This window comes from Nocardia sp. NPDC005998, from assembly GCF_040614395.1.
Classification (GTDB): Bacteria; Actinomycetota; Actinomycetes; order Mycobacteriales; family Mycobacteriaceae; genus Nocardia.
The window spans coordinates 196,055-220,601 of sequence record NZ_JBEXUI010000012.1 but is presented as its reverse complement, the minus strand read 5'-3'; the positions used below and the strand labels follow the sequence as shown (position 1 = coordinate 220,601).

The window sequence follows — 24,547 nt, the reverse complement described above, 5'->3', positions numbered from 1 at the left end:
CCTCCCCAGGCAGCATCACCACTGCAGCGCCAGCGATCAACTCGCCACCCCGCTGACCCGATTACCGAGCCAACCTTCCTTGCAGAGGCACTAGCCACCCTGCCGGAAACCCAGTGACTCACAGGCGTGATCGTGAGCGGGTGTGGAGGGCATTGGCGGGCATGCCGGTCGATCTGGCCGATGCCGCGTTGTTGTTTCACGCGGGTGTGTCACAGGACGATATCGCGGAAATTCTTGATCTGACCGCGGATTGGGTAACCGAAGCCCGCGAACGAATCGACACCTGGCTGATCACTGCGGACAGTCCGCTCAGCTCGATCAGGGCGCGATTGGCCGCAGATGAAGACGTGCTGTGGAAGCTGTCGGGCATGATGGCCGAATGTGTCGAGCTGCTGGCGCGAGGTATGACGCCGGTCGAGATCTCGGAACACATCGGTACCAGCGTCAAGACGGTGCACTCGAACCTGCGGTATGCCAACGCCGCACTGAACCGGATCGTCGGTCCCGACTACCCGGCGCAGATATTCGAGAAGACGCTGCGGAAGGTGACAGCGCGCCGTGCGGACCGCGCCTTGGCGGTTGCCATCACCGATGTGCTGCGCGGGCGAGGTGTGCCGGCCTTCGCGCCACCCGAATATGTCGAGGCGGCAATCGATTCCGCGTTACGCGAGCGTGCGGCGCTGCTCGCTCTTCGGCGGCGGGCCGACAGACCGCTGGCCTCGATGCTCGACGAGACGAGTTCGGCGGCCGCTTACCGCGCGCTGGCGTCTTTGGACCGCCGCGAGCGCCGGTTGGTCACCGAGTACGCCCGTGGACAGAACCGTCCCGGCCGCCACTCCGACGACGTTGAGCGGGCGCTCGGGCTGTTCGCCGATGCGCTGCGGCGTGCAGCCGAGGACGAACGCGACGAACGCGACCCGATGTCCGCGCGGAGCGTACTCCCGTCGCCCGAAAGCACCGGCGCGGAGCCGGGGCACAGTGCAGCCTCTACCGACCCGGTCAACGAAGAGGCTCGTGGATTGGAACCAGGCCCGGTCGCTGACGACCTTTCTACGTTCCGTGAACCGTTGCACCCCAGGGCCATTCCCCCGATCCCCGAGGGGCCGATCGATCTCAACGAGTTCGATCCGGAGGAGCCGTTTGCGCTGAACGACGTGCTCGAGCTGCTGCGTCGTCGCTTGCGCAAGCAACAGCACAACTTCGCAGACGGTTACGGCATACGGCAAATACGTCGAGTTGAACACCATGACCAGCAGGCTTCGGCGGAAATGGCGATCGCCGTATGCATCACGAACAGTCTTCCCGACGATTTCGCGGTGGCGCTGCTGCACTGGTTTTGCGGAGGACGCGGTGTCGGGCGGTTTGATCCGGGGCGTGAGTTTGCTCCGCGCGCGGCCGATGTAGATCCCAAGATGCCGTATCCGGCCAATGATTGGTTGCGGTTGCTGCGCCGCTACCTGGGAATCGAACAGAATGACTTCGCGATCGGTGTAGGGGTGCGGCAACTCAGGAGAATTGAGACCGACACCGTCGAGGCGCGACCGGAGATCGTACAGAATGCCTGCCGCAATTACGGTATTTCCACCGACACAGCCCAGGAGGTCCTGCTACTACTGGGCGCACCGGACGCGAGCGTCGTTTCCAGGTCGATCTCGACGCGATCGGCCGCTGCCGGACGGGTTGATCAGCAAGGATTCATCGATGAATCCAGATCGCGGGTGGCGGAACATTTCACGCCTCCCGCCCATCCAGAAAACCTCGAGTGGCGCCGGTTTCAGGCACGCGGCGCCGACTCGGACCACACCGCGGTTCCGCCACCGCCTCAACCGCCGGTGCTGCCGGATGAATCCCGTTGGCGTTCTGATCCGTTCCTGCTCGACCTCAATGGCCCCATCGAGTTCGACCTGGAGGAGCCGACATCCCACGGACGTCACAAGTTGACCCTCACACCTGGCGTTGTCGATGAACAAGCCGCCGAATTTTTCGCCGGTGCGTATTGCCACTTCTTGGCGGGCGCTCTGCATTCCTTGACGAGTTGGGACGTTGTCGTCATCGATGCCATGGCGGACGGGCAATGGGTGCCTCGGCACGTCGCCGTCCGCACGCCGGACGGCGACCTGCTCGACATTCTCGGCCGCGCGGATCTCGCCGAACTCATGTCGGGAGTGAAAGGCGAAACGCTCCGCCACCGCGTGGTTACCGGTGAACACAGGCCCGACGAGGTGGTGACCGAAGCAGATTTTCTCCGGGACAACTATCTTCGCGGCAACGACCTATGGTGGGTGGCCGAGCAGCCGATCGAATTCGTCGCGGCATTGAGCCATTTCGCGGTCCAAGTCCTGCTCCACAACGGTTATGCCGACTTCGTCGATCCGATCTCAGGACATCCCCTTGGCACGACGTTCTCGGGTGTCACGCAGGAACCAGTGACGTTGGTTCGCGACATAGCTGCGGCGTCGGACCGCCGTGAGGATATGGTCGACGGTCCTTCGTAAGGTGTTCGACCTGGTGGCAGCCGATCGCTCAGATCGCGGCGGATCTGGGGGTCAGCGGTCAGACGATCGACACTTGGCGCCGCCAGGAGGAGATCGACATGGACCGAGCGCCAGGGATGAACCGCACTGGTACCTGGTGTGTCAAAGCCCCGCGCAAGCTAGGAGTGTCCTCACTGGGTGGTCCGGTCCGAAAGCCAATGCTGCTCGGATGTTTTGGCTCGAGCAGCGCTCGGAGAGCGACATCGGGGCTGAGTTTCACATCGACGGCCCGCGAGTCCGACAGCGCCTGCGCGCCGCCGCTCATCTGCGCGATACCGACCTCCGGTGCTGGCTTGCCCCAGGCGTTTCCCGACGTCGACACCTTTCTAAAGGGTATGAAGCTGAAGGTCCCAAGGTATGACGACGCAATGTTTCAAGCCCGCCTGGTATAGGGCTGGTCGACGTTTTGCCAGTTGGTGCAGGTCGGTGAATCGTGGGAAGCGGGGGCCGCTGACGGCGTTGGTGGTGAATCAGCGCACCTTGGCAGATACGTTTCTCGGCCTGGGAAGATTCGTCATAGGGCATGCGTTAGCTCTTGACCGGTCGTCGCGCGAGCGGCGACCGGCCGAGAACGCAGTCGTTGGCCTCGTCAGAAGCTGGACGAACCGGTGATGACGCAAATTAGCGCCGTGCCGGGATTGGCCAGTACTCCGGGGAGATCACACGCACTCGCGTGGTCCCCGATCGGCTCATCGGCACGGCTATCCACGGTCGGCGAAACGATGGCACCCTCTGCTGCGACGCCTTCTGTGTGACTTGGTGCAGCGCCGCAATTCATTGCCAGCCCCGTTGCGGCGATTGCGACTGCGACGGCGGCGGAGACTTTGGTGATACGCACACTGAACCTCCTTTCGTCCTAACGGAATAATGGGCTCTCTACCAGGGAAAGCACCAATTGGTGCAGGAACTGCCGGTGTCTGTCAAGGACGTAAACGGCGCCAAAATCATTGTGATCAGATCCATGTCGGGGACATACCTTTCGGTGGGTGTCCCATAAGCTAACGCTGCACTTGGTGACGGTCGAGCTATGTTGCCAGCAGTGGTAAACCGGTGCATAGCGGCCTGGTCAAGTGGTCCGATGAGCCCAAAGTTGTTGAGGCCCGGACACGCTTACTCAGATCGGTCCCGACGGGCCGTCGCCGCGGAGCGCTTCGGCCAAGGCTTGGGCCTGATTCGGGGTAATCCCCAGCGCGATAGGGATCTGGCGCGGGCTGTAGTGCGAAGAGCAGATGGGCACCGGATTGTCCCCGGCTACCATCCACGACGGTTCGGAATACCCATCGTCGATATCGGTCCCGAGCAGCTCCCGTGCGAACCGGGGCGCTACATCGTCTGGTGCACCGCAGCGAACGAGGGCGCGGGCGACGACCTCCCATGCGTCCTCTGGCGTGGCGGCGTCCCCGAGCATGGGCAAGAGAAGCAGAAGGCGCTGTGCCGGATCGACGAGGCCCTCGGCGTCAGACGCGTGCTCCGGCACGCTCGCGGCGATGGCGGTCAACTCCGTCCAGGACAGTCCCGGCCCGGCCTCCTCGGGCCCGCACTGCCCCAGATGCCCGAGACGGTCCCAGGTGGGGTGGCGTACCACGAACTCGACTGTATTCGTGTCCTCGAAGTTGGCATAGATGACGAAGACAGTGTGTCCGTCGCCGAAGGCGACCCGGAACACACGCCACGGTTGCTCGGCGTCGCTGAGACGTTCCAGCATCGGCTTGAACGCGGACGCCGCGACGCCGTATTCATCTGTGTCGGCCGAGAGATCGCCCATCGTCACCAGCAGGTGAGCAAGCCAGAAGGCCGGTTCGCCGGCGAGTTCCTCACCTGCGACCAACTCGGCGTCCGTGTACTCCGGGACCTCAACGCTTTTCGTGATGTCGCTCATATCGCGAGAGTATCGGTCTGTTCTGACATCCTGGCAGTACCCTGCGGGCTCGCGAGGACTCCTGCGATTTGGATGCGAGAGCGGAGTTCGAGTTCGGCCAGGATCTTCGAAACATGCTTGGCGACAGTGTGTTCGGCATATAGAGGCGATTCGCAACCGCTGCGTTGGCGCATCCTCTCGGCGACGGTGCGCTCACTGGGTGTGAGAGACGCACTTGTCCCGCCCACGTCCGAGCGGGCCCTGCGGTCGGGCCAAACGCAGTGTCCTCGGAGTCGAGCCCGAACTTGCGCCGAGTCTCGTTGCGCGCCAACGTGATCGTACGCCGGGGTTTTGCTGGCCATGCTGACAGCTCGAGAGAACGGTGGAATCGTGTTGGGCGCGTTCGGCCGTGACGATGCGCTTATGGGGTTCGTTTATTCGTTCGTCGGTTGTCCAAGGATCGACATTGCCTCAGCGCTGGCGATGGAATTCGATCGCGATCTGAACCCGGGATTGTGCCGCGAGCTTGGTCAGGATGCTGGATACATGAGATTGAACGGTTCGCCGTGACAGGACCATTTGAGTGCCGATCGCCGCATTGGAGTGGCCCTCGGCGACCAGCTTCGCGACCCGGTGCTCGGTGGGAGTCAATGCTGCCCAACCTGTTTTGGGTCGGTTGCGGGGGCCGACCTGACCGAGGCGGACTCCATGTTTGCGCAATGTTGATTCGGCGCGGGCTATGTCCCAATACGCGTCGAGTCGTTGATACTGTGCGATGGCCGCTACCAGCGATTTTCGTGCCTCGGTTCGATGTCCATCGGCCGCCAGGGCGGCAGCGAGGGCTTCGCGAGCCAATGCTTCGTAGAGCGGTCGCCCGGCGCTGCGGAACGCGTCGGCCGCCGCGTCGAGCAAGTCGCGCCGACTATCCGCCAGACCGCGGCAGTACAACGCGGTACCGCGGCGGCTGTGCGTTGGTGTCGATGTCTCGGCCAATAGTTCGGCTTTCGCTGCGATCTCATGGGAGAGTGCGTCGTTGTCGCACGTGAAGGCAAGACGAGCCAGATCCGGGAACAGGTAATACAACGTCGGCACGGCCAAGGTCTGCGTGCATACTTCGGCGAGCACTTGCTGGGCGTGTTCCAGTTCGCCGTCGCGTTCGAGTAGGAGGGCGTGCGTCCACGCTTGCCACGGTTTTCGGTCGCGGCTGCCGAATCCCTCGGCCGACGAGTACGGATGGACCGCCGGGCTCATGCCACGTCGTACGGCGATCAAGTCGGCCAGAGCTAGTCCTGTCGGACCGAAGTCCATGGGGTCCGGCGTGTCTGCGCACGCCTCGATTTCGGCCAGGCTGTCATCCCAATTGCCGGTGAGGAAATGGATCCGTGCCCGCGCGTACAAGCTCGACGCGATGAACGTGCCCTGGTGTTGGTATCCGTGCAGCACCGCTACTCCATGAAGGTGGAGAGCTTCGGGGTAGCGGTCCAATTCGGCAAGACTGTTGCCTTGCAGCATATAGGGATCGAACTGATCCGATTTGTCATCGAGTGGTTGCGTCTGGTAGCCGTGCACGACGAGTTGGCCGTAGCTCAATGCTTCGTCCAGCCGACCGCTGATGTAGGCCAGGGATCCCAATGTCACCGCAGCGTGATTTCCGAAGTCGCCGTGCGTGAAAGCGTCTTTTGCTGCGAGCTCGGCCGGTTCCAGCCGACCGAGCAGATAATGGCAGATACTGGCAAGCCCGGTATAGCGGGAGAGCTCCGATTCGGTGAGTATCTGCCGTTCCGTCACCTGCCGAATCGTCGATATCGTCTCGTCCAGCTTGCCTTGCCCGATGCAAGCCATCGTGAGAAGCCACCAGAGGATTGCGGTGAATGACGGCAGTTGGTCCATGGGCTCGTTCGACCGCAACAACGCGCGGATCGACGCTTCGGCTTCACTCGAGCTGCCTTTCGTCAGCAATGCGCGAATATAGTGCTCCCACAATGCCCGGTAGGCGTTGGACACCCGCGAGACTCTCGGTAGGGTGCGCTCGATCAAGTCGGCCGCGAGTTCCGGTGCCCGGAGGGCAAGTCCGCTCATATTGTCGAGCAGCCAAGTTTCCATTGTCGGGTTGACCATATGGTGAGCAGCCTGCACCAGGTGGCCCGCGACGCGCTCGGGCGAGGCCTCGTTCGCTGCTAGTATCAGCGCGGCCCGATCGTGCAGGTTCCGCTGGGTCGCCTGCGGCACACGCTCAGCTAGGACTTGTTGGATGAGATCGTGGCGAAAGGTGAACCGTTCTGGGGTACCGGCCAGCAATCCGGCCTCAAGCGCCAGTTTCACGACGGAGTCGATATGCCCAGCGGGAGCATCGAGCACTTCCGCGAGCTCTGTCGTTACAATATTCGGCACTAGCACAGACGCAACCGACAGCACCTGACGTGCGGACGCTGGGAGCAGCGCAAGCCTCGCCTCAATGACATCGTCAGAGGAGTCAGGTGGCTGTCCGGCGGTCGGAAGCGTCGACGTATGCGTGATTCCCGCGAGTATTTCCGTTATATACAGCGGATTTCCGCCAGCTCTGGCGACGGCCGCCAGCTCGACGGGCTCGGGTGCTCGCCCCAGCGTCTGTGCCACCATTGCCACCACCGCGGGCTCGCTCAACGGTGCCAGCTCGATGTGGTGCCCGCCGGTCGAATCCAGTTCGGCGAGGACCGTCGGCAACTGCGATCGACGAGTCGCCATCAACAGCAGTACCGGCTGCTGGACGGCATATCGGCTCAGGTGCTGTAACACCTTCATCGTGGAGCCGTCGGCCCATTGCGCGTCGTCCACGATGACGGCCACTGGAGCTGTAGCGCACCAGTGGTCCATGAGGGCCAACAGCGACTCGGTGATCGCGAGTTCTCGGCCGAGCAGGCCACCTTCCGCTCTTTCGACCCCGCTGAGCAGCGTGAGTACTCTCTCGATGAGCGGTTCATGTGGCCCGATATGCCCCTCGAAACAGGCACTGAGGCCGGCGAATGACACATGCTTGTCGAGGCGGGTTGCCGCTCCGGCAAGCACCCGGAAACCCCGGAGTGCTGCCTCGTTGCGCAGCAAGCTCAGCAGCGCGGTCTTCCCGAGGCCGGGCTCGCCGATAATCGTCGCGACGTTGCCGTTGCCCGCCTGTGCCTGGGTGATCAACTCAGTCGCACAAGCGATTTCGTCCATACGGCCGTGTAACTCGCCGTTCGCGCTGCTAACCACAATTGTCAGTGTAAAAGACTCGACACTACCGATCGGGAATGCCCACGTGCGGGAGTACCGGCCCTTGACGAGCGTTGTGACTGGATACAAGACTGCCGTAGACCTGGCCTGGGAGGACTGGTTATGGAGGACACGAGGCAGTTGGACTATCTGGATCCAGCTGTGCAGAACGTATTGTCAACGGCAGCCGCGGTCGGGCCGAATATCGAGCCCGTTGAACTCGCGATCATCCTCGACCAGCCATTGCTCACGATATGGGCGATGCTCGACAATGCGGTGGACTGCGGTGTTCTGCAGCATATGGGTGATGAGTTGACCTTTCGTGACAATGCACTACGCACGACTTTCGCCAATCGTCTGCCCGCACCGGACCGCGCGCAAATGCCCCTGCACGCAGCTCGGCGGCTCATCCCAGCCGGCGTATCCGACCAGCGAATCGCACGCTACTTGTTGGCAGCCAGCGCATCGTTCGACCAAGACCTGCTCGAATGGATTGCCGCAGTCGCGGCCGTTCTGACCTTGCAGGACTCGCGACTCGTGGTCCGCCTGCTGACACGAGCCTGCGCGGTGGGGCTACCAGACGACGATATCGTCGAGGTGTTGTCCGTGTGGCGGGTGCGAGCGCTGCTGCGCTGTGGTCGCGCTGCTGCGGCGGTCCCTGTTGTTCGATCGGCGCTGGAGCACGCACGCCAGTCGGATCGTCACCCCCGCGAGCTCGCCGACATGGTGTGGCTCTGCGCGCACGTGGAATACACCCAAGGTCGCTTCACCGATGCGCTGGAGACAATTAATGCGGCCATCGATCGGGTCGATCGCCACGAGGCTGTGCGAGGCAGGTTGTCCGGTCTGGCGGCCCTGATTCTGTTGGCCCGCCAGCGCACCACTGACGCCGAGGCAGCCGCGGCCGAGGCTATCTCGGTTGGCGAGTCGGAAAACGACACGACGGCAACAGGACTCGGTCGCCACGTGCTGGGGATGATCCGCTACCACGAGGGCCTGTTGGACGAGGCCGCCGAATTGGGCAATGAAGTAGCCGACGACCACCGCCATTGCGGTGTCCTGTTGCAGTGGCGCCCACTGGCATTCGACCTTTTCGCGGTTCGCGCTTTGTGCCTGATCGAGTTGGGGCGCACGACCGAAGCAGAGGACACGCTGAATCGCTCCCTCGAACTCGGTCGCGTGGAACCGGGAATCGACCCAACGCGGTCATGGCGGGCTCATGCAAGGCTTCGATTCCTCACCGGCAACTGGGACGCGGTAGCCGAGGACCAGATCGAATCATCTTCGCCTGTAAGGGCCGACGACCCTACGACGCGAAGCTGGTCCACACTGATCGAGATCAATCGCGGCATCATCGGTGCGGAAGTATTGGATCCGGCCGATTTCCGCGAAGCCTCGGACACCTGCGAGCAGCAATTCGTGTGGTCATGGGCCCGAGCGCTCGCAGACGAAGCAAACAGACAGTTAGCGGATGCGATCAAGCGACTGGTAGTGCTCTGTGATGACACAGCTGACGGTGCCACTATGGCGTTGCGCTATTACATATATCCGGACCTCGCTCGGATGGCGCTGACTGCCGGAGATTCGAAGCTCTCAACGCAGGTGGCCTTGCTTGCTGAGCAATGGGAGAGTCGATATTCGACTGCCGCCCGCCGTGGCACAGCACTCCTTTGTCGCGGACTCGCCGACAGTAAGCCGACATTGGTCGAGTCGGCCGAAGTCGAATTCCGGGCCGCGGGCCGTCCACACTACGTCGGGCAGGCGTGCGAGAACCTGGCTACGCTGCTCGGCGCATCGGGGCGCCGGGACGATGCACGTGCCGCGCTGTACCGAGCGGTAGATCAGTACTCGGCCCTCGGGGCGGCATTGGGCATCACACGGGCCGATGCGCGCTTGCGCCAGTTCGGAATTCGTCGAGGCCGCAATCGTCTGAGCGGTCACACCAACACCGGGCAGCCAGCGCTGACACCTGCCGAAAAACGCGTGGCAGAATTGATTGCCCTGGGCCACAGCAACTCCGAAATCGCGGCTCGGACATACCTTTCACAACGCACAGTGGAGTCGCACGTCTCGGCCATACTGGCAAAGCGCGGCGCACAATCACGCGTGCAACTGGTGGCCAATGCCGAACAGGGACTGCGGGCAACGCGCCAGCAGCACTCCAACGGCTCATCGTCGAATTAGGCGACGACATGTGCAGGGATGCCGAGCGCCAGCATTAGGCCGACACTCGTGCTCCGCAGTCCCTTCAGTGGAATGCGGCGAAGACCGGCGCGCTCTCGAAACAGCTGGAACATGTCCGAGTAGTGCTCCGGTCGGATCGGCTGTCCCGCTTCGCTGATCGTGATAAGTCGATCGTCGAACCAGGGGATACCCAGCCATGAGCATTCGGCCTTTGGAGTGTCAAATGTGAAGTCTCAGGACATTCTTAACCGTTTGTTCTCAAGAGATGCTTGACGTTTCGGCCTCACGAGCAGGCTCGACTGAGGTTCGGGCGCAAAAGCATCCGCTTCTGCGCCTTTCCGACCCTCCTCGCCACGCCCACCTGCTACAAGAAACTGACGAAGGCGAAATCGACGAGAGGAGAAACGATCTCAGCCGCAGTGCTCTGGTCCGGTTAAAAATCCGCCCATACTTCTGTCGGGGTTCAAAGCATCTCCGCCCCATCGAATGCACTTCCCTGGTGCATATTCCCGAGCTGGGCCAGCATAATAGCTATAGTTACCTGTATCGTGGTCTGACGGGCCACCAATTTCAGTGCTGTTGGTGACTATGATGGCAGCCGTGGTGGTGGTCGGTTGACCGAGAAACGCAGTCTTCATGGTCACGACGCAGTCCGTGCCCCCATTGTAGGAAAGATAGACTACTGCACCGGGTATGGTCTTCTGGTCGAGTGGTTGATACCCTGATCCGCAAATTTGTGCTGCGTTCGAGGCTGAGGCGGCAGCCTGTGCAGACCCGGCGGGAAGCACAGACAAGGCCACCGCAGCCAGGGGAACTGTTGCAGCGTAAAGAGCCTTTTTCATCGGAGAAGACCGTCTTTCATGTTGTTGTAAAGCCTAGAATTGAACATGGTAAGGAATTTTTGCTGAGATATTTCCAACGATGGGAACAGATCGTCGCAGGTCCAGTTGCAGTTCGGAGTGGACGATCGTGCCGTCAGGTGTTGTGGCGTCGGTCGCTCCTTCGGACCGAGCCATTAGGTGCGGCCGATCGGATCGGAATCAGATTCGCCGGAGAATAGACAACCCCGCCATCTGCGCGAAATGCTGCCGACCGCCGTACGGCGGCGCGTGTCCAGCGCTGAGTTGCTCCGACCGGGAATCGCCACCGTGATGCCCGCCGCCGCGGGACCGCCGTTATGAGGGCAGCATCAGCCGTAGTGTCCTTCCTGGATAAAGAAGTTCCCTTGGGCCGGCGGTGGCTGGAGTTGTCCCTCCCATTCGATGCAGGTATGCGGTGCATGCACATAGACCGCGGACGGCATAGGTTGTGTAATTACGGCGGTCCTCTTTCATCCTGGAGGTCCCACATCGGCCAGCATGGGAATCGCCTGACCGGGTGTATCCCTCACGGTTACAACACAATTCCATCCGTTCTCGTGGATCGGGAATGTGGTACCGCCTATCAGGTCGTGGTGGTCGATGACGGAATGGCCGGCACCGTACACCCCGTTGTAGGAGGCGGCCGAGGCGTTACCGCCGCCGGTTATAACTCCTGCGCTGAGCGGTGCGGCCTCGCTCGCCGCAGACGCTGCGACCGCTCTCGATGTCCTCATCCCAACCTCATCATTTCGTTGAATAGGAACAGGTGTTTGTGCGCTCAGAGTCTATGGATCGGGTGGTTTGAAAAGATCCGTATTTGTACGGTGTCATACGGGTCCGGGTCGCCGATCCCGGGTCGAGCGTGAGTGCCTCGCGAGTGACCCGGCGGGCCGGAGCTGTCGACGCCACGTCGTTGGAGTGTCGACGACGTAGCGCCGATGCCTGCGCGTGCGGAGAACCTCCGCGGGTGAATGCATCGGTGACCAGCATCGAAACCGACTGCCCTGGTGATCGACCAGGGAACTCGGCCGATGTTTCGGACTCGGTGGTCCGCGATCGTTCGTCGTGAACAACCGCACGTGGGAAGGCGAGGCCGGATGAGTGCGGTCGTGTTGGCGCATGGTGGGTGTCATGGGGCATGGTGCTGGCACAAGACGGTCCCATTGCTGGAAGCAGCGGGCCACTGGGTCATCACATGTAGCCCCCTGTTGGGACCTGTTCCGCGCTACGTGCGACAGGCGCTGACGACTGTAGGCCTCACGTGAAAGTTCCGCTCCGCAGGCGGAGCGCACTCAGCCGAGGCTGAAGATAGTTGATATGGCGGGTGTTTCGACATGGGTGCGCTGCTAGCGTCACGGAAAATCGGTGAAATCGCTGGTCACAACCGATCAGTGGGAACGGACGTCACATGATCCAACACACCGCCAGGTTGGCGACAGCGGTCGGAATCGTCGTGATCGGTTGGGGGCCGGCTCGTTTCAGTGGTCGGTCGAGACGGCTCGAACGGTAAGTCACGCGTACTCGCAGCCATCATGGTGGAGCCGGACTTCATGGCCCGAAGCTGACGCCCGGCGTCGGCAATCGTATCCATGCGCTGCTCGTATTTGCGGTCGAAACCACGGGAGTCGGCCTCCCGAATCCGCGCCCGCGCGAAGTCGCGGGACCTCCTGCGGCCTACCAGTCGCAGTGCTTCGTGAACAGAACAACGACAGGTGTGAGTTGATGGACAGCGACGCGCCCGATCGCGACGGTCCCGGTAGGGCTGAACGCAGCGCGACCCGCGGTGATGAGAATGGTTCTGCCGCAGATGCCCTCGAGGCGCAAAGCGATGGTCCTCAGTCCGACCCTGCAGGGTTGCGGAGGGAGTCTGCGAGCACAGCGCACGTTGCAGGGCGAGGTACAAGCAGGGACGTGCCGTATGCGGCTGCGGCCGCGGCGCTGCTCGCCGTGCTGGTCGGGGTCGCCGCAGTGTGGGACTCGGGCGGAGATGACCGTGTGGACAACACTGCGCCGGCGTCGACCGTTTCCACGCCGCACACCATCGACAATGCCATCACTCGTTTCGATGCGGCATCAGTGGGCAGCGGGGCTGGTGCGTCGACAACGCCGAGCGACATGCCCGCCCGAAACGACATCCCGACCGACCCAATTGTCACCGATGTGGCCACCACGACCGAAGAACCGACAACTATCCTCACCCCAGCCGAAACGACGGTGGACACGGCCACTACCAGCGCCGACACAAGCGCGACCGCTGAGAGCGGCGCATCGATCAGTGTCAGTGCGAGCGTGGGTTTTTCAATGTCGCTTGCCCCGCCCGGTGATGCGAATTCCACCACCGATCCAACGCTGGTGGCCACCAGCCAGGACCCCGCCACCACCACGCCCATCGCGGTGACCCTCACCCCGACCGGCACCACTACGCCGCCGCGTCCTACTACAGCGACGCAGACGGAGGCGACGACAACCACAACCCCGACGACCATCACACCGACCACGACCGCGACCAGGACATCGGCACCCGCGCCCACGGTCCCGAATCACTCCACGACAGCATCCATCAAGGTCACGACAACCACTGTGCCAGCCAGGACAACTACACCGGCCAAGACACCACCGTCGATGACGCCCCGGCGTCCTCCGACGACCGAACAGGCCCGAACGACCTCGCTGACCCGGCCCCCACAGATGACGGTTCCGAATCCGGGGGTCAAATATCCACCAACCACTGCTCCGAAGCATCCATGACCCGGCTCCTTGCCCGGGCCGCCCGCCACAATGCCGGGCCACAAGCCGGTCTTCGAAGATCCGAAACTCCACGACCTGATCGGCGGGAACGAGGGCCGCACTATGTCGCCGCTGTTCTGATCCAACGTCAACCCCTACGGCCGGTTCCGGCTCGACATGATCACCAGTTCTTTATCTCGGTCAACACTTGAAGCCGCAATTTCGCGCCCTCACCGCCCTCGCCAGCCCACAGTCCGAGGATGTCGCGTTCCCGGCACAGGTCACGCCGATGACCACATAGATATAGATGGGCCTGTTGGTGACCTGACCATCCCTGACCTTGGCTCTGGCGCAGTCTCCGTGAAGCCGGCGTCCGGCGTGTTGTCGTCGGCCGGTGGGACTGTCTCGCCAAGGGTGTTTCCGGCGGTTTCTCTCAGTAGGTTTGGGCGTCGGGCCAGCGGTCGGCGAAGGTGATCGCGAATGCGTTGACCGCGGGTTTCCAGCGCATGGTCCATCGTGCCCGACCGGCCCCGGTCGGGTCCAGCGACCGGGTGACCAGATACAGGCATTTCAGCGCGGCTTGCTCGGTGGGGAAGTGCCCGCGGGCTTTGATCGCGCGCCGGTAGCGGGCGTTCAAGGATTCGATGGCGTTGGTGGAGCAGATCACCCGGCGGATCTCGATGTCGTAGTCGAGGAACGGAATGAATTCCTCCCACGCGTTCTCTCAAAGACGCACGATCGCACCGTATTTCGTGCCCTATCGTTCGGTGAGCTCATCGCGCGCCGCTCGTGCCGCGGCGGCGTTGGGTGCGGTGTAGATCGGTTTCACATCCCGGCGCAACGCGTCCCAGTGCTGGCGGGCCGCCAGCCGGAACGTGTTCCGAATCAAATGGATGATGCACGTCTGGACCGTGGCCAGCGGCCACACGTTGCCGACCGCGTCGGGCAGCCCTTTCAGCCCGTCGCAGACCAGGAAGAACACGTCTTTCACGCCACGGTTGCGGATGTCGGTGAGCACGCTCATCCAGAATTTCGCGCCCTCGCCACCGGTGCCGGCCCACAACCCCAGGATGTCCTTCTCACCGTTGACGGTGACACCGATCGCGGCATAGATCGGACGGTTGGCGACCTGACCATCACGGACCTTCACCACGATCGCATCGATGAACACGGCCACATAGATTGCATCCAGCGGCCGGCACGACCACTGCTGCATCTGGTCGACCACTTTGTCGGTGATCCGAGACCGAGACACTGTCTCCTTCGATACCGACGCCCCATAGATCTCGGCGAAATGCGCCGAAATCTCCCCAGTCGTCAGGCCTTTCGCATACAGCGACAACACGATTTCATCCACACCGGTCAACCGGCGCTGGCGTTTCTTGACGATCTGCGGTTCGAAACTGCCCTCCCGATCGCGGGGCACCTCGATCGGGACGTGCCCGCTGGCCTCGGTCAACACCGTCTTGGAGCGAGTCCCGTTGCGCACGTTGGTCGTTTCCCGATCTAGGGGAGCTTCGTTCTTGTCGAAGCCGAGGTGCTCGGTCATCTCCTCGTTCAACGCGGTCTCGAGCACCGCCTTGGTGAACTGCTTCAACACTATGCGGCCGTTCGCAAGTCGGCCCACCGCGCCGCGATCCATCGCCGTCGGCCACCGGGGCACCCGCTGGCGAAAAAGTCGGCAACCTCCTCGACTACAACGCCTCCTAGCGTGCCTAGAACTTGCCAAGACAGGTCGATACAAGACGGACCGGGTAGAACGAGCCGGACGCTGAAAGGCCTCTGACCTGCACGGAATGTCACCGGCTGGACACTCCAGGATAAATTTCGGTTCCCTGGGGGTCAGGTGGTCGCAGGTTCAAATCCTGTCATCCCGACAAAGAAACCCCTTCCGACCAGCATCGGAAGGGGTTTTCTGTTGCAAGCATCACCGGTGAGACTCGAGGTACTCCACAGAAAAGTCACACTTTGGCTTGCTTACCGGCCAGGGGCCTATCGTTCGAGCACGTCGCGGTTGTTGGGAGCTGTCTCCGGGATGTCGATGTAGTGCTTCCCCATCGCCCGGGGCAGGTCGTGCAGGGTTTGAAGCCTCATCGACCGTGGATTGCGTGGGCTTCGAAGAAGTCCCACGCGAGGTCGGTCGCGTTCACCCCGGCCCCCGCATCGGAGAGTTCGCCCTGCGCGGCACCCGGCCATGAGTGCCCCATCTCGGGAAGTCGGTAGATCTCGACCGTGCTGCCATCGGCGCAGGTGGCCGTCGCGACGGTGATGCCATTGGCAAGGTCGTCCCGCGCAACCCCGGGAGCGCAGGCGAGTCGCTCCTGCCACTGTGTGATCCCGGTGTCGAATCGACCGAAGTAGCGGTCCTTGCCGCCGAGGAAGGTGATCACCGATACCGGTGTCGTCGGCTTGTAGGACGGCTGCGCCGCGGCGGAGCCGATGAAACCCCCGCTGACCGCGGCGATGGCGGCGAAGGTGCCGGGTAGTTCCACCGCGAGTTTGAAGGACATATCGCCGCCGTTCGAGATGCCTGCGGCATAGATGCGCTTCGGGTCGGCTTTCCAGGCGTTGATCATTCGGGCGAGGACAGTCTTGACGAAGCCGACATCGTCTTCCGAACCGCAGCAGAGGAAGGCGTTGAATCCGGAAGCATGCCCCTCCGGATAGACGACGAGGAAGTTTTCCTTGTCCGCCTTGGCATTCAAGCCGCTGGTGGTGGCGATCCGCGCCGCGTCACCGGGATAGAAGTGCAGGGCGACCACCAGTGGCAGGGCGGTGCTGCCGTCGTAGCTCGGCGGCGCGTGCACTACATAGGAGCGGGTCTTGCCGCCGAATTCCATGATGATCCGCTGGTCACCCGAGCCCGGCTTGTCGTCCTGTGTAGGCGCGGCGGGAGGGCTCGGCGAGGTCGGTGGCGCGGCGGGGCTCTGACAGGCCGTCGCCGACAGGGCACAACAGGCCACGGCGACGGCGACACTGCGAAGCCAGAACACCGACTCACTATGGCACGAAATCGATGCGCATTTGTGAAGACTGGGAATGTTCGAGAATGGTTGATTAACAACGGATATCGCAGACATGGACCGCGATCGGGCCGGCTGCATCGAGCTGGCCGCCCGGGCTCGACGGCAACCGCAGGTGTGAGCGATCGGCGCCTGACCACCTCACCGACCGTGTATTCATGCCGGTCCAAGCAAAGGATCGGTCGCGCCACCAAGGGCTGAACCCGAGTCACGATCCAATGCACCGCCTCGACATCACTCGACCGACATACCGGTCTCTTGCTCAGTCAGTGCCTTCATGAAAGCCGGACAACTTGCCTATATGCTTTAGGCAAATTCATAACGGCATTAGGTCAACGGGAAGAAGGTTATGGTTCGAGTAGGGCTGACCTCGGAGCGCCTGACACGGGCGGGGGCGGAACTCGCCGACGAGGTCGGCTTCGACCAGGTGACCGTCTCGGCGCTCGCCCGGCGGTTCGACGTGAAGACCGCGAGTCTGTACTCGCATGTGAAGAGCTCGCAGGACCTCGAGACCCGGATCGCCCTGTTCGCACTGGAGGAGCTCGCCGACCGGGTCGCCGACGCCCTGGCCGGCCGGGCGGGCAAGGACGCCTTGGTTGCCTTCGCGGACGCCTACCGCGACTACGCCCGGGAGCACCCCGGGCGCTACGCCGCTACCCGGCTGAGGCTCGACTCCGCGACGGCAGCCGCCAGCGCCGGCGTCCGGCACGCCCAGATGACGCGTGCTCTCCTGCGCGCCTACCACCTGACAGAGCCGGATCAGACGCACGCGGTCCGGATGCTGGGCGGCGCCTTCCACGGCTACATCAGCCTGGAGCTGGCCGGAGGCTTCAGCCACACCGCTGTCGACTCGCAGGAGTCCTGGCTGTGGATGCTGGATTCCCTCGACGCTCTGCTGCGCAACTACAGCACCCCCTGACCGGCAGGCCCACTCCGGAGGCGGTCCGCCGCACCGCGCACCGGCACATCAGAACAACCCGTACACCTCGATCAACAGGCTGGGAACCATGAACACCGAGCACGACTGGACCACCACACCCGTCACCGCGGACATGCTGCGCGGCTTCCTCGACCTGGAGGTGACCACGCACGGCCTGCTCCCGCATCGGCTGCCCGCTCCGGCGCGCCGGCAGATCCCCGACGAGCAGCTGACCCTGGCGGAGGCCCAGCCATCCGGCGTGCGGCTGGTGTTCCGTACCAAGGCCACCGCCATCGAGCTGGACACGCTGCCCACCAAGCGGGTCTACCAGGGTTTCCCGGCCCCGGCGGACGGCGTCTACGACCTGCTGGTCGACGGCCGCCTCGCGGCCCAGGCCACGGTGCCCGGCGGCAACGTCCGCATGATCACCGACATGGTCATCCAGACCTCCGAACTGCATGAGGGGCCCGTCGGCACCGCCCGCTTCACCGGCCTTCCGGCGCGTGACAAGGACATCGAGATCTGGCTCCCGCACACCGAGATCACCGAGCTGATCTCCCTGCGCACCAATGCCCCCGTCGACCTCGCACCGGACCACGGGCGCAAGGTATGGCTGCACCACGGAAGTTCCATCAGCCACGGCTCCAACGCCACCCACCCGACCGCCATCTGGCCGGCCCTGGCCGCAGCCCGGGGCGGCGTGGAACTGGTCAACCTCGGATTCGGCGGCAGCGCACTGCTCGACCCGTTCACCGCCCGCGCCATGCGAGACACCCCCGCGGACCTGATCAGCCTGAAGATCGGCATCAACATCGTCAACACCGACGCGATGCGCCTGCGCGCCTTCGCCCCCGCGGTCCACGGCTTCCTCGACACCATCCGCGAGGGGCACCCGACCACACCGCTCCTGGTCGTCTCGCCTGTCCTGTGCCCGGTCCAGGAGGGCACCCCCGGCCCCCTCATGCCCGACTTCGCCAACGGCACCCTGAAGTTCAAGGCGACAGGCGATCCGGCCGAACGCGCCGCAGGACGCCTGACGCTCATCGTCATCCGTGAGGAACTCGCCCGGATCGTCGGACAGCGGGCGGTCGAGGACCCGAACCTGCACTACCTCGACGGCCGTGAACTCTACGGGGAGCAGGACTACGCCGAATTCCCGCTGCCCGACGAGGTCCACCCCGACCCCGCAGGACACCACCGCATCGGCGAGAACTTCGCACAACTCGCGTTCGGCGACGACGGCCCCTTCGCCACCAAGACCGCCTGACCCGCCACTGCCGCACACCAGCCCGCCAGCCTCGGCGCCCCGCCGGCGGCAGAAATGGGGTGGATCGGTAGCAGTTGCAAGATGCCGGACAACTCGATCACTCTGATGTCGGTGTCTTCGAAGGCTGCAACGACATGTGCAGGGATGGCAGCGAGTGACGGGAGTGCTGAGGCTTCAATCCAGCGGAACGAACTGATCTTCGGAGATCAACGCCGACAGTTGCTTCGACAAGGCGGTGTCGCTGTCGTGCACCAGGCAGATGTCGTAGCCCCAGATCGGGCGATGCCGAAGCTGGGTCAGGTAGTTCAAAAGATTCTTGACCGTCATGTCGGCGGAGAGGTCGAGGCGGCCATAGAAGCGCCCCGGGTCGTCCCAGACGAACGCCTGGCGGTAGCCGGCGGCGACCACTCGGGAGAAGAACCTTTGCGCCTGGGCGCAGAACGCGCCCACCTTGTCTGGTTTGGGGTTGGTCTTCTCGAGCTCGAAATAGATGGGGAAGGTCGGCTGATGCGCGTCCAGGCAGCCTTCGATGATGCTCAGGTCCGCTCCGTCGGTATCGATCTTCAACAGCGCGACCTCGCCGGCGTCGGCGATCAGCCTGCCGATCGAAGCCACGGTGCCACTTTCGGAATAGGACTGGTTTATCGCCTTGGCGGTGCCACCCCAGTGGAACAGCGCTCGGCCGGGTTCGTCGTCCCGTGCCGTGACGAACCAGTCCAGGACTCTGGCGCGGCCTGCGAAATGACGAGTCACGTTGTGCCGCAGGTACGGTAGGTAGAAGTCGGACGGCTCGACGCAGATGACATCGAGTGCGCTGTGGCGAGCGATGATGGCTAGCGTATCTCCCACATTCGCGCCGATATCGACGGCCACACCGCGGCGCTGGAGCCGTTCCAATGCCGTCGTAACCAGGATCAAGCCCTGCTCTCGGTATGGCTGGAAACCGCCGCTGGTCGGCGAATAGAAGTGCGTCAGAACATGTTTGGACGGCACTGACAGGGTGTAGCCGCACAGTTCGAAATCGACCGGTACCTGATCGGCAAATCCTTCCTGCATATAACGCATGAGCTGATAGTGCCATGACGCTCGGGAAAGGCGGGTACAGCTGCGGCGGGTAGTGCGATAGGCGGGTTCACTGCACAACCGCTCTCGACCTCAACCGATACGTCGGTGAATAGGAGGCTCAACCTGGCCAGTTCCCACCGTCGGGAACACATCCCCAGATCAGCTTCTCGCTATTGGAGAGCTGCGTACGTACCGGCTACCGGGTGCTGACCGCTATGGTGAGCGCCGACCGCATCCGAACCGACACGAGGGAGAGTCGCGTGGTGGGTCTCGGGCTCATCGAGGATTGGCAGCCTGCACCGGGAAAGCTTGTGGCGTGGAAGGCAACCCAGCTGGCAGTGGCTGCGGCAGCGAAGGCGCCCGTGAACCCGACGCCGCCGTCGCATCAGCAAGAGGAATACCTCAAAGCGGCCCACCGTAACCGCCACGCCGGCTTCCGGTTTTCCGGGCTGGTTGTGATTACCTTCGACATTCGCGGGACACTGGATACCGAGGCGATGACGAGAGCGATCAATCGCTTTGTGCAGCGGCACGATACGTTTGCCAGCTGGTTCGAGATTGCGGCTGATGGCATGATCGCGCGACATGTGGTCGAATCGGATGCGGTCGAACTCGCGCCGGTCGATCTGGGTGAGCAGACCGATGCAGACCGCATCTGTGAGCTGGTGCAGCAGACAACGCCTGACCCATTTCGCTGGGACTGTTTCACCTTCGGTGCCATCGTCCGCGACGACTCCTCGACCGTGTATGCGGCGGTGGATCACCTGCACACCGACGGCGTCTCCCAGGCCGTCACCATAACCGATCTGCTGGGGTTGTATGGGAGTGAGGTCTCCGGCACTGCCAGCGGGTTGTCGCCGGTCGGAAGTCACTTCCAGTATTGCGAGCGGGAACGCAAGTACTCGTCGAGTCTCACGAAATCATCACCGGGAGTTCGCGTCTGGATCGACCTGCTGCAACGCAACGGTGGCGAGCTGCCTGCGTTCGCGCTGCCACTGGGGGTGGCCGATGACGGCTACACCCGTTCGATGCAGATCACGGTGCCGCTCTTCAGCGAAGCCGACGCGGTGCGATTCGAACAGCTCTGCCTCGATCATGGCGGGCGGTTCAGCGGTGGGGTTTTCGCAGTGGTTGCGATGGCCGAGCAGCGTCTGGCCGGCCGCGACTTCTACTTCGGGCTGACGCCGGTCGACACCCGCACCACGGCCGCCGAGTACAGCTCAATGGGCTGGTTTGCATCTCTGGTGCCAGTAGCATTCGAGGTATCTGCTGATGCTGGATTCGGGTCACTAATAGCTCCCGCGCAGCAGGCGCTAACACGCGGCAAGGAGCTAGCGGACGTATCTCTGCATCGAGTGCTGGAGCTGTTGACGCCCACAGATGGGATACCGATCGAGCCTGGCTGGTCAGCGCCGACGGTGTCGTATATCGACGCTCGCAAGCTCGTGGGTATCGAGTTCTTCGATGCGATCAACGGCGGTCTGTTCAGCAATCGGGGCAGCTCTCGGGAAGTCGTGCTGTGGATCAACCGTTTCCCGGATGTCACCTCGCTGAGCATGCTGTTCCCTGACACCGTACCGGCGCGCGAGTCGATCGACCGGTACGCTGCCGCGATCCGATCTGTCTTCATGGAGGTTCTGGACCACCTCCACAAAGGCGATGGCGCCGACAAGCTCTGAGCTTGTCTTTCAACCTCTGATGGCCGCTGTTGGCGGGTTCGCGGGTGGCCGCCAAGGGCTGGTTGCGGCGAGAAGCGTTGGTACCGTGGGGATTTCGTTCTCATTCGGCAGCGTGTCGGCGTGACTCTTGGCGGCCACCGCATCATCATCGAATTCCTTCCAAAGAGCCTGAAAAGAGGCGCGTGGCCGTGGATGCCAATGTGCCTCGCGCGATAGTTCGGTCGAGTCGTTGCGCCGTAAACCAGGTGGGCAGCCCGCGCATCCGGTCGATGTCGGGGCTGGTCGACGAGGTGCCCAAGGAACGGATCGTGCGACACGAACCGCCTGAGTGCGGCGGGTGCGGATCTGGCCGGCACGCGGTAGGTACAGGTGGCCCGTCGGCAGATGCCCGACCTGCCACCTCCGGAGTTCGAGTCCGGCTTTCGCGAAGTCGATATCCGGTGTCGACAACCTCGAAATACGGATTGCAACGCTGATGCAACCCTCCTCCGGAGTCTTGCACCATTACCGCAGGCTGGCGGAAGATGTCTGTTCTATTGCGGAAAAGACGGAGGTCAACGTCGCCGTCCTCAAATTGCCTGATCGGGAACAGGCTTGGGTGGCGTACGGGCACGCTACGCAACGGCAATGGCAATGTTGGGAGTGAATAACGCATGAAACCGGACACCTGTGGCTTCGGTCGTTCTATCCCCGCTAGTTCTGCTGGAGGCGAGCGGGATTCGGCGTCCGGTCGTCCGCCTGGTCCGTCGTTAACGGCATTTCTCAGCCTGGTAGCCCGATACTCGCGCAGTCCCTACGAATTGCTGGGCTGCATGGGGATCCGCGGTTCTGGGAACGACCCGAGGTATTCAACCCTGATCGGTTCTCGACCGGCAAGATCACTAAAAACGCACAATGTCGGCCCGCGCAAATGCGTGGGCTTTCGAACGGCCTATGTCGAAGGCATCCTCACCTTGGCGATCATTCTGCAGAAATACAAACTTCAGGTACCGAATGATTGGTTCCCGCGTCACCAGATTCGTGTGTCGACGGCCCTTGTAGGAGGGTTGCCAGCGCGTGTCGAGCGCCGCTGAGATCCTCTCTCACTAGCGAATACCTGCGCACCGACGGTGTTGCGCCCTTTTGCACGTTTGATGAAATGTGGTTTCAATATGTTCCGAATTCGACCGATTCTTTCCACCTATGTCCTTCGTGCAAGGTCGCGCTTGGCGGCGCTCGGCGCCGCGGCGATGCTGGCCGTAGCGATGCGCAAGTCGTGGCAAGTGCTGGCCCGCAACCTGGGGGTGCCTGACTGACAGTGCGGCTCCGGAAGAATCTTTAAAGTTTGCTGCCGTCGCTACTGATCCTTGCCCTATCTGTCCGACGGACCACCTGGGCCCAGCGCGTTTGCCGCAAAGTCGTGCGCTTTCTTACTTGCTACGGCCCCATTTCGGCGCGAGTCCTGTTCGCATTCATCGGGATCGCGCTGTGCATTGACGTCCTACTGCACCACGGCGATCTGTATTCAGTTGCTGATCGGCGAACTGATACGGCGTTCTCATAACAGTGTCGTGCAGGTTGTCCTCCAGTGCGGCGGGCGGCTGGGTCGCGCGTGTGCGCGAATGGTCCCACTGCTTCCACCGGCGAGGCCGGTGCCCGCCGGGCAGGCGGATAGGTGGATCAGCCACGGCGCCGCCCCGTGGTATCCGAGAGGTTCTACGTGGCAATGGGTTTTCCAGCCGAACGGCATCAGGTGAACCCGTTCACCGCGTTCCTCGAGCCGCTCGGTGAATTCGGTCAGCAAATCCAGGGTGTCCGCGAGTTCTGACAGCACATCCAACTTCTCTGGTACACGGCGATTCTCGCCGCATTCCGGCAACAGGACGCAGCCGTTGACGACAATCTGCCCCGCGTCCTCGGCGGCTGCGATGCGTCGAACGATCCTTACGGCCTTCTCCGCCACAGCGTGATCGCCGTGCTCCACACCGACATTCAGTAGCAGACAGTCGAAGAAGGGCTTGCGCACCCCGACAGCCGTCACAGGGAGTTCGACAGCACACGAGCCCTTCGTTGTCGGCGTGTATTCGAATGTGCGGCAATGGTTACCGAGTAGCCGCACTACCGGCTCCGCTCGGATTTGGTCCCACCCATCGATGCGACGCAGCAGCATGGCGCCCACATCGTGGACTATGGCGAATAGTGTTCAGCCCGAACGGGTTCATCATCGATTCTGCTTTCCGATCAGCGAGACCGTCGTGCAGCGACGACCCGCGGGCGGTCGCTGCCACGGGAGCATGCCGATGTTCGAGGTTCACAGGAAATTGCCGAGGACCTCGTTGAACCGTTGCGGTTCTTCGGAAAACAGTGCGTGTCCGCTGTGCTGGAATGGTACGACCTCGGCTTTCGGCAGCCGGGCGGCGAGCCATTCGTCCAGCGGGCCGGGGAAGATCTTGCTCCGGACACCGTATGTCAGCAGCGCCGGCACCCGGACCTCGGGCAGCGCCGACCGCAGATCGGCGTAAGCCATGTCGTACCAGATGGCCTTTGCGGCACCCGTCGGCATTTTCGTGGTTTCAGCGTAGATCGCGTCGATCACCTCATCGGACGGAGTATCGGCGAAGCAGTCCGCGATGAACGGTTTGATCACCGACGGGCGGGCATGTTCGAGACCCTGCACGAATACGGCGAGGTCGCTGGTGCTGTAGCTGCCCTGCAGCGGAAAGTCCCAGCCGTCGGCGTCGAGGAATCGCGGGGATTGGTCGACGAAGGCGACCGATCGCAACCGGTCGCAGCCGAACTGCCGGATGTAGGAGAGGATCACCCCGGTACCCATCGACCAGCCGACCAGGCACACCTCGTCGATCGCGAGATGATCCAGTAGATACCTGATGTCGCGGGCGTACTGGGCCAGCGTGTGGCCCGCGTCGGTCTTCCCGGAGGCGCCGTGTCCCCGAAGATCGGGTGTGACCACCCGGTTGCCCGCCGCCAGCGCCGGCACGTTCTGTTGCCAGAAGCCGCCGTTCATGGTCCAGCCATGAATCAGCACGACCGCACGACCGGAACCCTGATCGTCGTAGAACAACGGAACCCCGTCGGGCAGTTCGAGATACGGCATGTCCACCTCCTGTGAGATACGGCACTTACCGAAACTGTCCAACGCCAAGTCCGCCCCAGCCAACAGCATTGCGGGGGGTTGCGGGAACGCTGCACGAGTATTTGAAAAG

At 62.8% G+C, this 24,547-nt stretch carries 13 protein-coding genes and 4 pseudogenes; 6 read left to right on the top strand and 11 right to left on the bottom strand.

Annotation, left to right across the window (positions count from 1 at the left end; all coding sequences use genetic code 11):
* Nucleotides 1–161 precede the first annotated feature (161 nt).
* Nucleotides 162–2,495 (top strand): helix-turn-helix transcriptional regulator, encoded by a 2,334-nt coding sequence (locus tag ABZ293_RS19250; protein ID WP_355182301.1) that lies wholly within the window; start codon nt 162–164, stop codon nt 2,493–2,495.
* 1,153 nt (nt 2,496–3,648) lie between these two features.
* Here the strand turns inward: ABZ293_RS19250 and ABZ293_RS19245 are convergent.
* From ABZ293_RS19245 to ABZ293_RS19230, 4 genes and pseudogenes are all read right to left on the bottom strand, one after another.
* Complete coding sequence (locus tag ABZ293_RS19245) at nt 3,649–4,413, bottom strand: hypothetical protein (protein WP_355182299.1); 765 nt, start codon at nt 4,411–4,413, stop codon at nt 3,649–3,651.
* A 450-nt stretch (nt 4,414–4,863) separates the two neighbouring features.
* The gene (locus ABZ293_RS19240) at nt 4,864–7,035 is read right to left on the bottom strand and encodes a LuxR C-terminal-related transcriptional regulator (RefSeq protein WP_355182320.1); all 2,172 of its coding nucleotides are present in this window, start codon (nt 7,033–7,035) and stop codon (nt 4,864–4,866) included.
* Nucleotides 7,036–7,131: 96 nt separating this feature from the next.
* Nucleotides 7,132–7,584, bottom strand: a pseudogene (locus ABZ293_RS19235) (ATP-binding protein); the annotation flags it as partial.
* Nucleotides 7,585–8,193: 609 nt separating this feature from the next.
* Nucleotides 8,194–8,670, bottom strand: a complete 477-nt coding sequence (locus ABZ293_RS19230) for a hypothetical protein (protein ID WP_355182297.1) — start codon at nt 8,668–8,670, stop codon at nt 8,194–8,196.
* Between the two features lie 57 nt (nt 8,671–8,727).
* Here ABZ293_RS19230 and ABZ293_RS19225 point away from each other — a divergent pair, with 57 nt between their 5' ends.
* A complete protein-coding gene (locus tag ABZ293_RS19225; RefSeq protein WP_355182295.1) occupies nt 8,728–9,804 on the top strand; it encodes a LuxR C-terminal-related transcriptional regulator in 1,077 nt (358 codons plus the stop codon).
* Nucleotides 9,805–12,499: 2,695 nt separating this feature from the next.
* On the opposite strand, the gene ABZ293_RS19220 is transcribed toward ABZ293_RS19225, so the two are convergent.
* The 4 genes and pseudogenes from ABZ293_RS19220 to ABZ293_RS19205 all read right to left on the bottom strand — a co-directional run bounded on the left by ABZ293_RS19220 (nt 12,500) and on the right by ABZ293_RS19205 (nt 16,384).
* A complete protein-coding gene (locus tag ABZ293_RS19220) occupies nt 12,500–13,195 on the bottom strand; it encodes a hypothetical protein (protein ID WP_355182293.1) in 696 nt (231 codons plus the stop codon).
* 383 nt (nt 13,196–13,578) lie between these two features.
* Nucleotides 13,579–13,733: pseudogene (locus tag ABZ293_RS19215) on the bottom strand (transposase); the annotation flags it as partial.
* Nucleotides 13,734–13,824: 91 nt separating this feature from the next.
* Nucleotides 13,825–14,991, bottom strand: a pseudogene (locus ABZ293_RS19210) (IS256 family transposase); the annotation flags it as partial.
* A gap of 490 nt (nt 14,992–15,481) precedes the next feature.
* Nucleotides 15,482–16,384: a PHB depolymerase family esterase gene (locus ABZ293_RS19205; RefSeq protein WP_355182292.1), complete on the bottom strand. Its 903-nt coding sequence runs from the start codon at nt 16,382–16,384 to the stop codon at nt 15,482–15,484.
* A 379-nt stretch (nt 16,385–16,763) separates the two neighbouring features.
* Between ABZ293_RS19205 and ABZ293_RS19200 the strand changes: the two genes are divergently transcribed.
* Together ABZ293_RS19200 and ABZ293_RS19195 are read left to right on the top strand one after the other, a co-directional pair.
* The gene (locus ABZ293_RS19200; RefSeq protein WP_355182290.1) at nt 16,764–17,333 is read left to right on the top strand and encodes a WHG domain-containing protein; all 570 of its coding nucleotides are present in this window, start codon (nt 16,764–16,766) and stop codon (nt 17,331–17,333) included.
* Between the two features lie 88 nt (nt 17,334–17,421).
* On the top strand, nt 17,422–18,600 hold the full coding sequence (locus tag ABZ293_RS19195) for a GDSL-type esterase/lipase family protein (RefSeq protein ID WP_355182288.1): 1,179 nt from the start codon (nt 17,422–17,424) through the stop codon (nt 18,598–18,600).
* A 174-nt stretch (nt 18,601–18,774) separates the two neighbouring features.
* On the opposite strand, the gene ABZ293_RS19190 is transcribed toward ABZ293_RS19195, so the two are convergent.
* Complete coding sequence (locus tag ABZ293_RS19190; RefSeq protein WP_355182286.1) at nt 18,775–19,473, bottom strand: FkbM family methyltransferase; 699 nt, start codon at nt 19,471–19,473, stop codon at nt 18,775–18,777.
* 452 nt (nt 19,474–19,925) lie between these two features.
* On the opposite strand from ABZ293_RS19190, the gene ABZ293_RS19185 reads away from it, so the two are divergent.
* Together ABZ293_RS19185 and ABZ293_RS19180 are read left to right on the top strand one after the other, a co-directional pair.
* Nucleotides 19,926–21,344 (top strand): condensation domain-containing protein, encoded by a 1,419-nt coding sequence (locus ABZ293_RS19185; protein ID WP_355182284.1) that lies wholly within the window; start codon nt 19,926–19,928, stop codon nt 21,342–21,344.
* 817 nt (nt 21,345–22,161) lie between these two features.
* Nucleotides 22,162–22,417: pseudogene (locus ABZ293_RS19180) on the top strand (cytochrome P450); the annotation flags it as partial.
* Between the two features lie 464 nt (nt 22,418–22,881).
* On the opposite strand, the gene ABZ293_RS19175 reads toward ABZ293_RS19180, so the two are convergent.
* Both ABZ293_RS19175 and ABZ293_RS19170 read right to left on the bottom strand, forming a co-directional pair.
* Nucleotides 22,882–23,286, bottom strand: coding sequence for a hypothetical protein (locus ABZ293_RS19175; protein WP_355182282.1), 405 nt, complete (start codon nt 23,284–23,286; stop codon nt 22,882–22,884).
* A gap of 348 nt (nt 23,287–23,634) precedes the next feature.
* Complete coding sequence (locus ABZ293_RS19170) at nt 23,635–24,438, bottom strand: alpha/beta hydrolase (RefSeq protein WP_355182280.1); 804 nt, start codon at nt 24,436–24,438, stop codon at nt 23,635–23,637.
* Between the last annotated feature and the right edge of the window lie 109 nt (nt 24,439–24,547).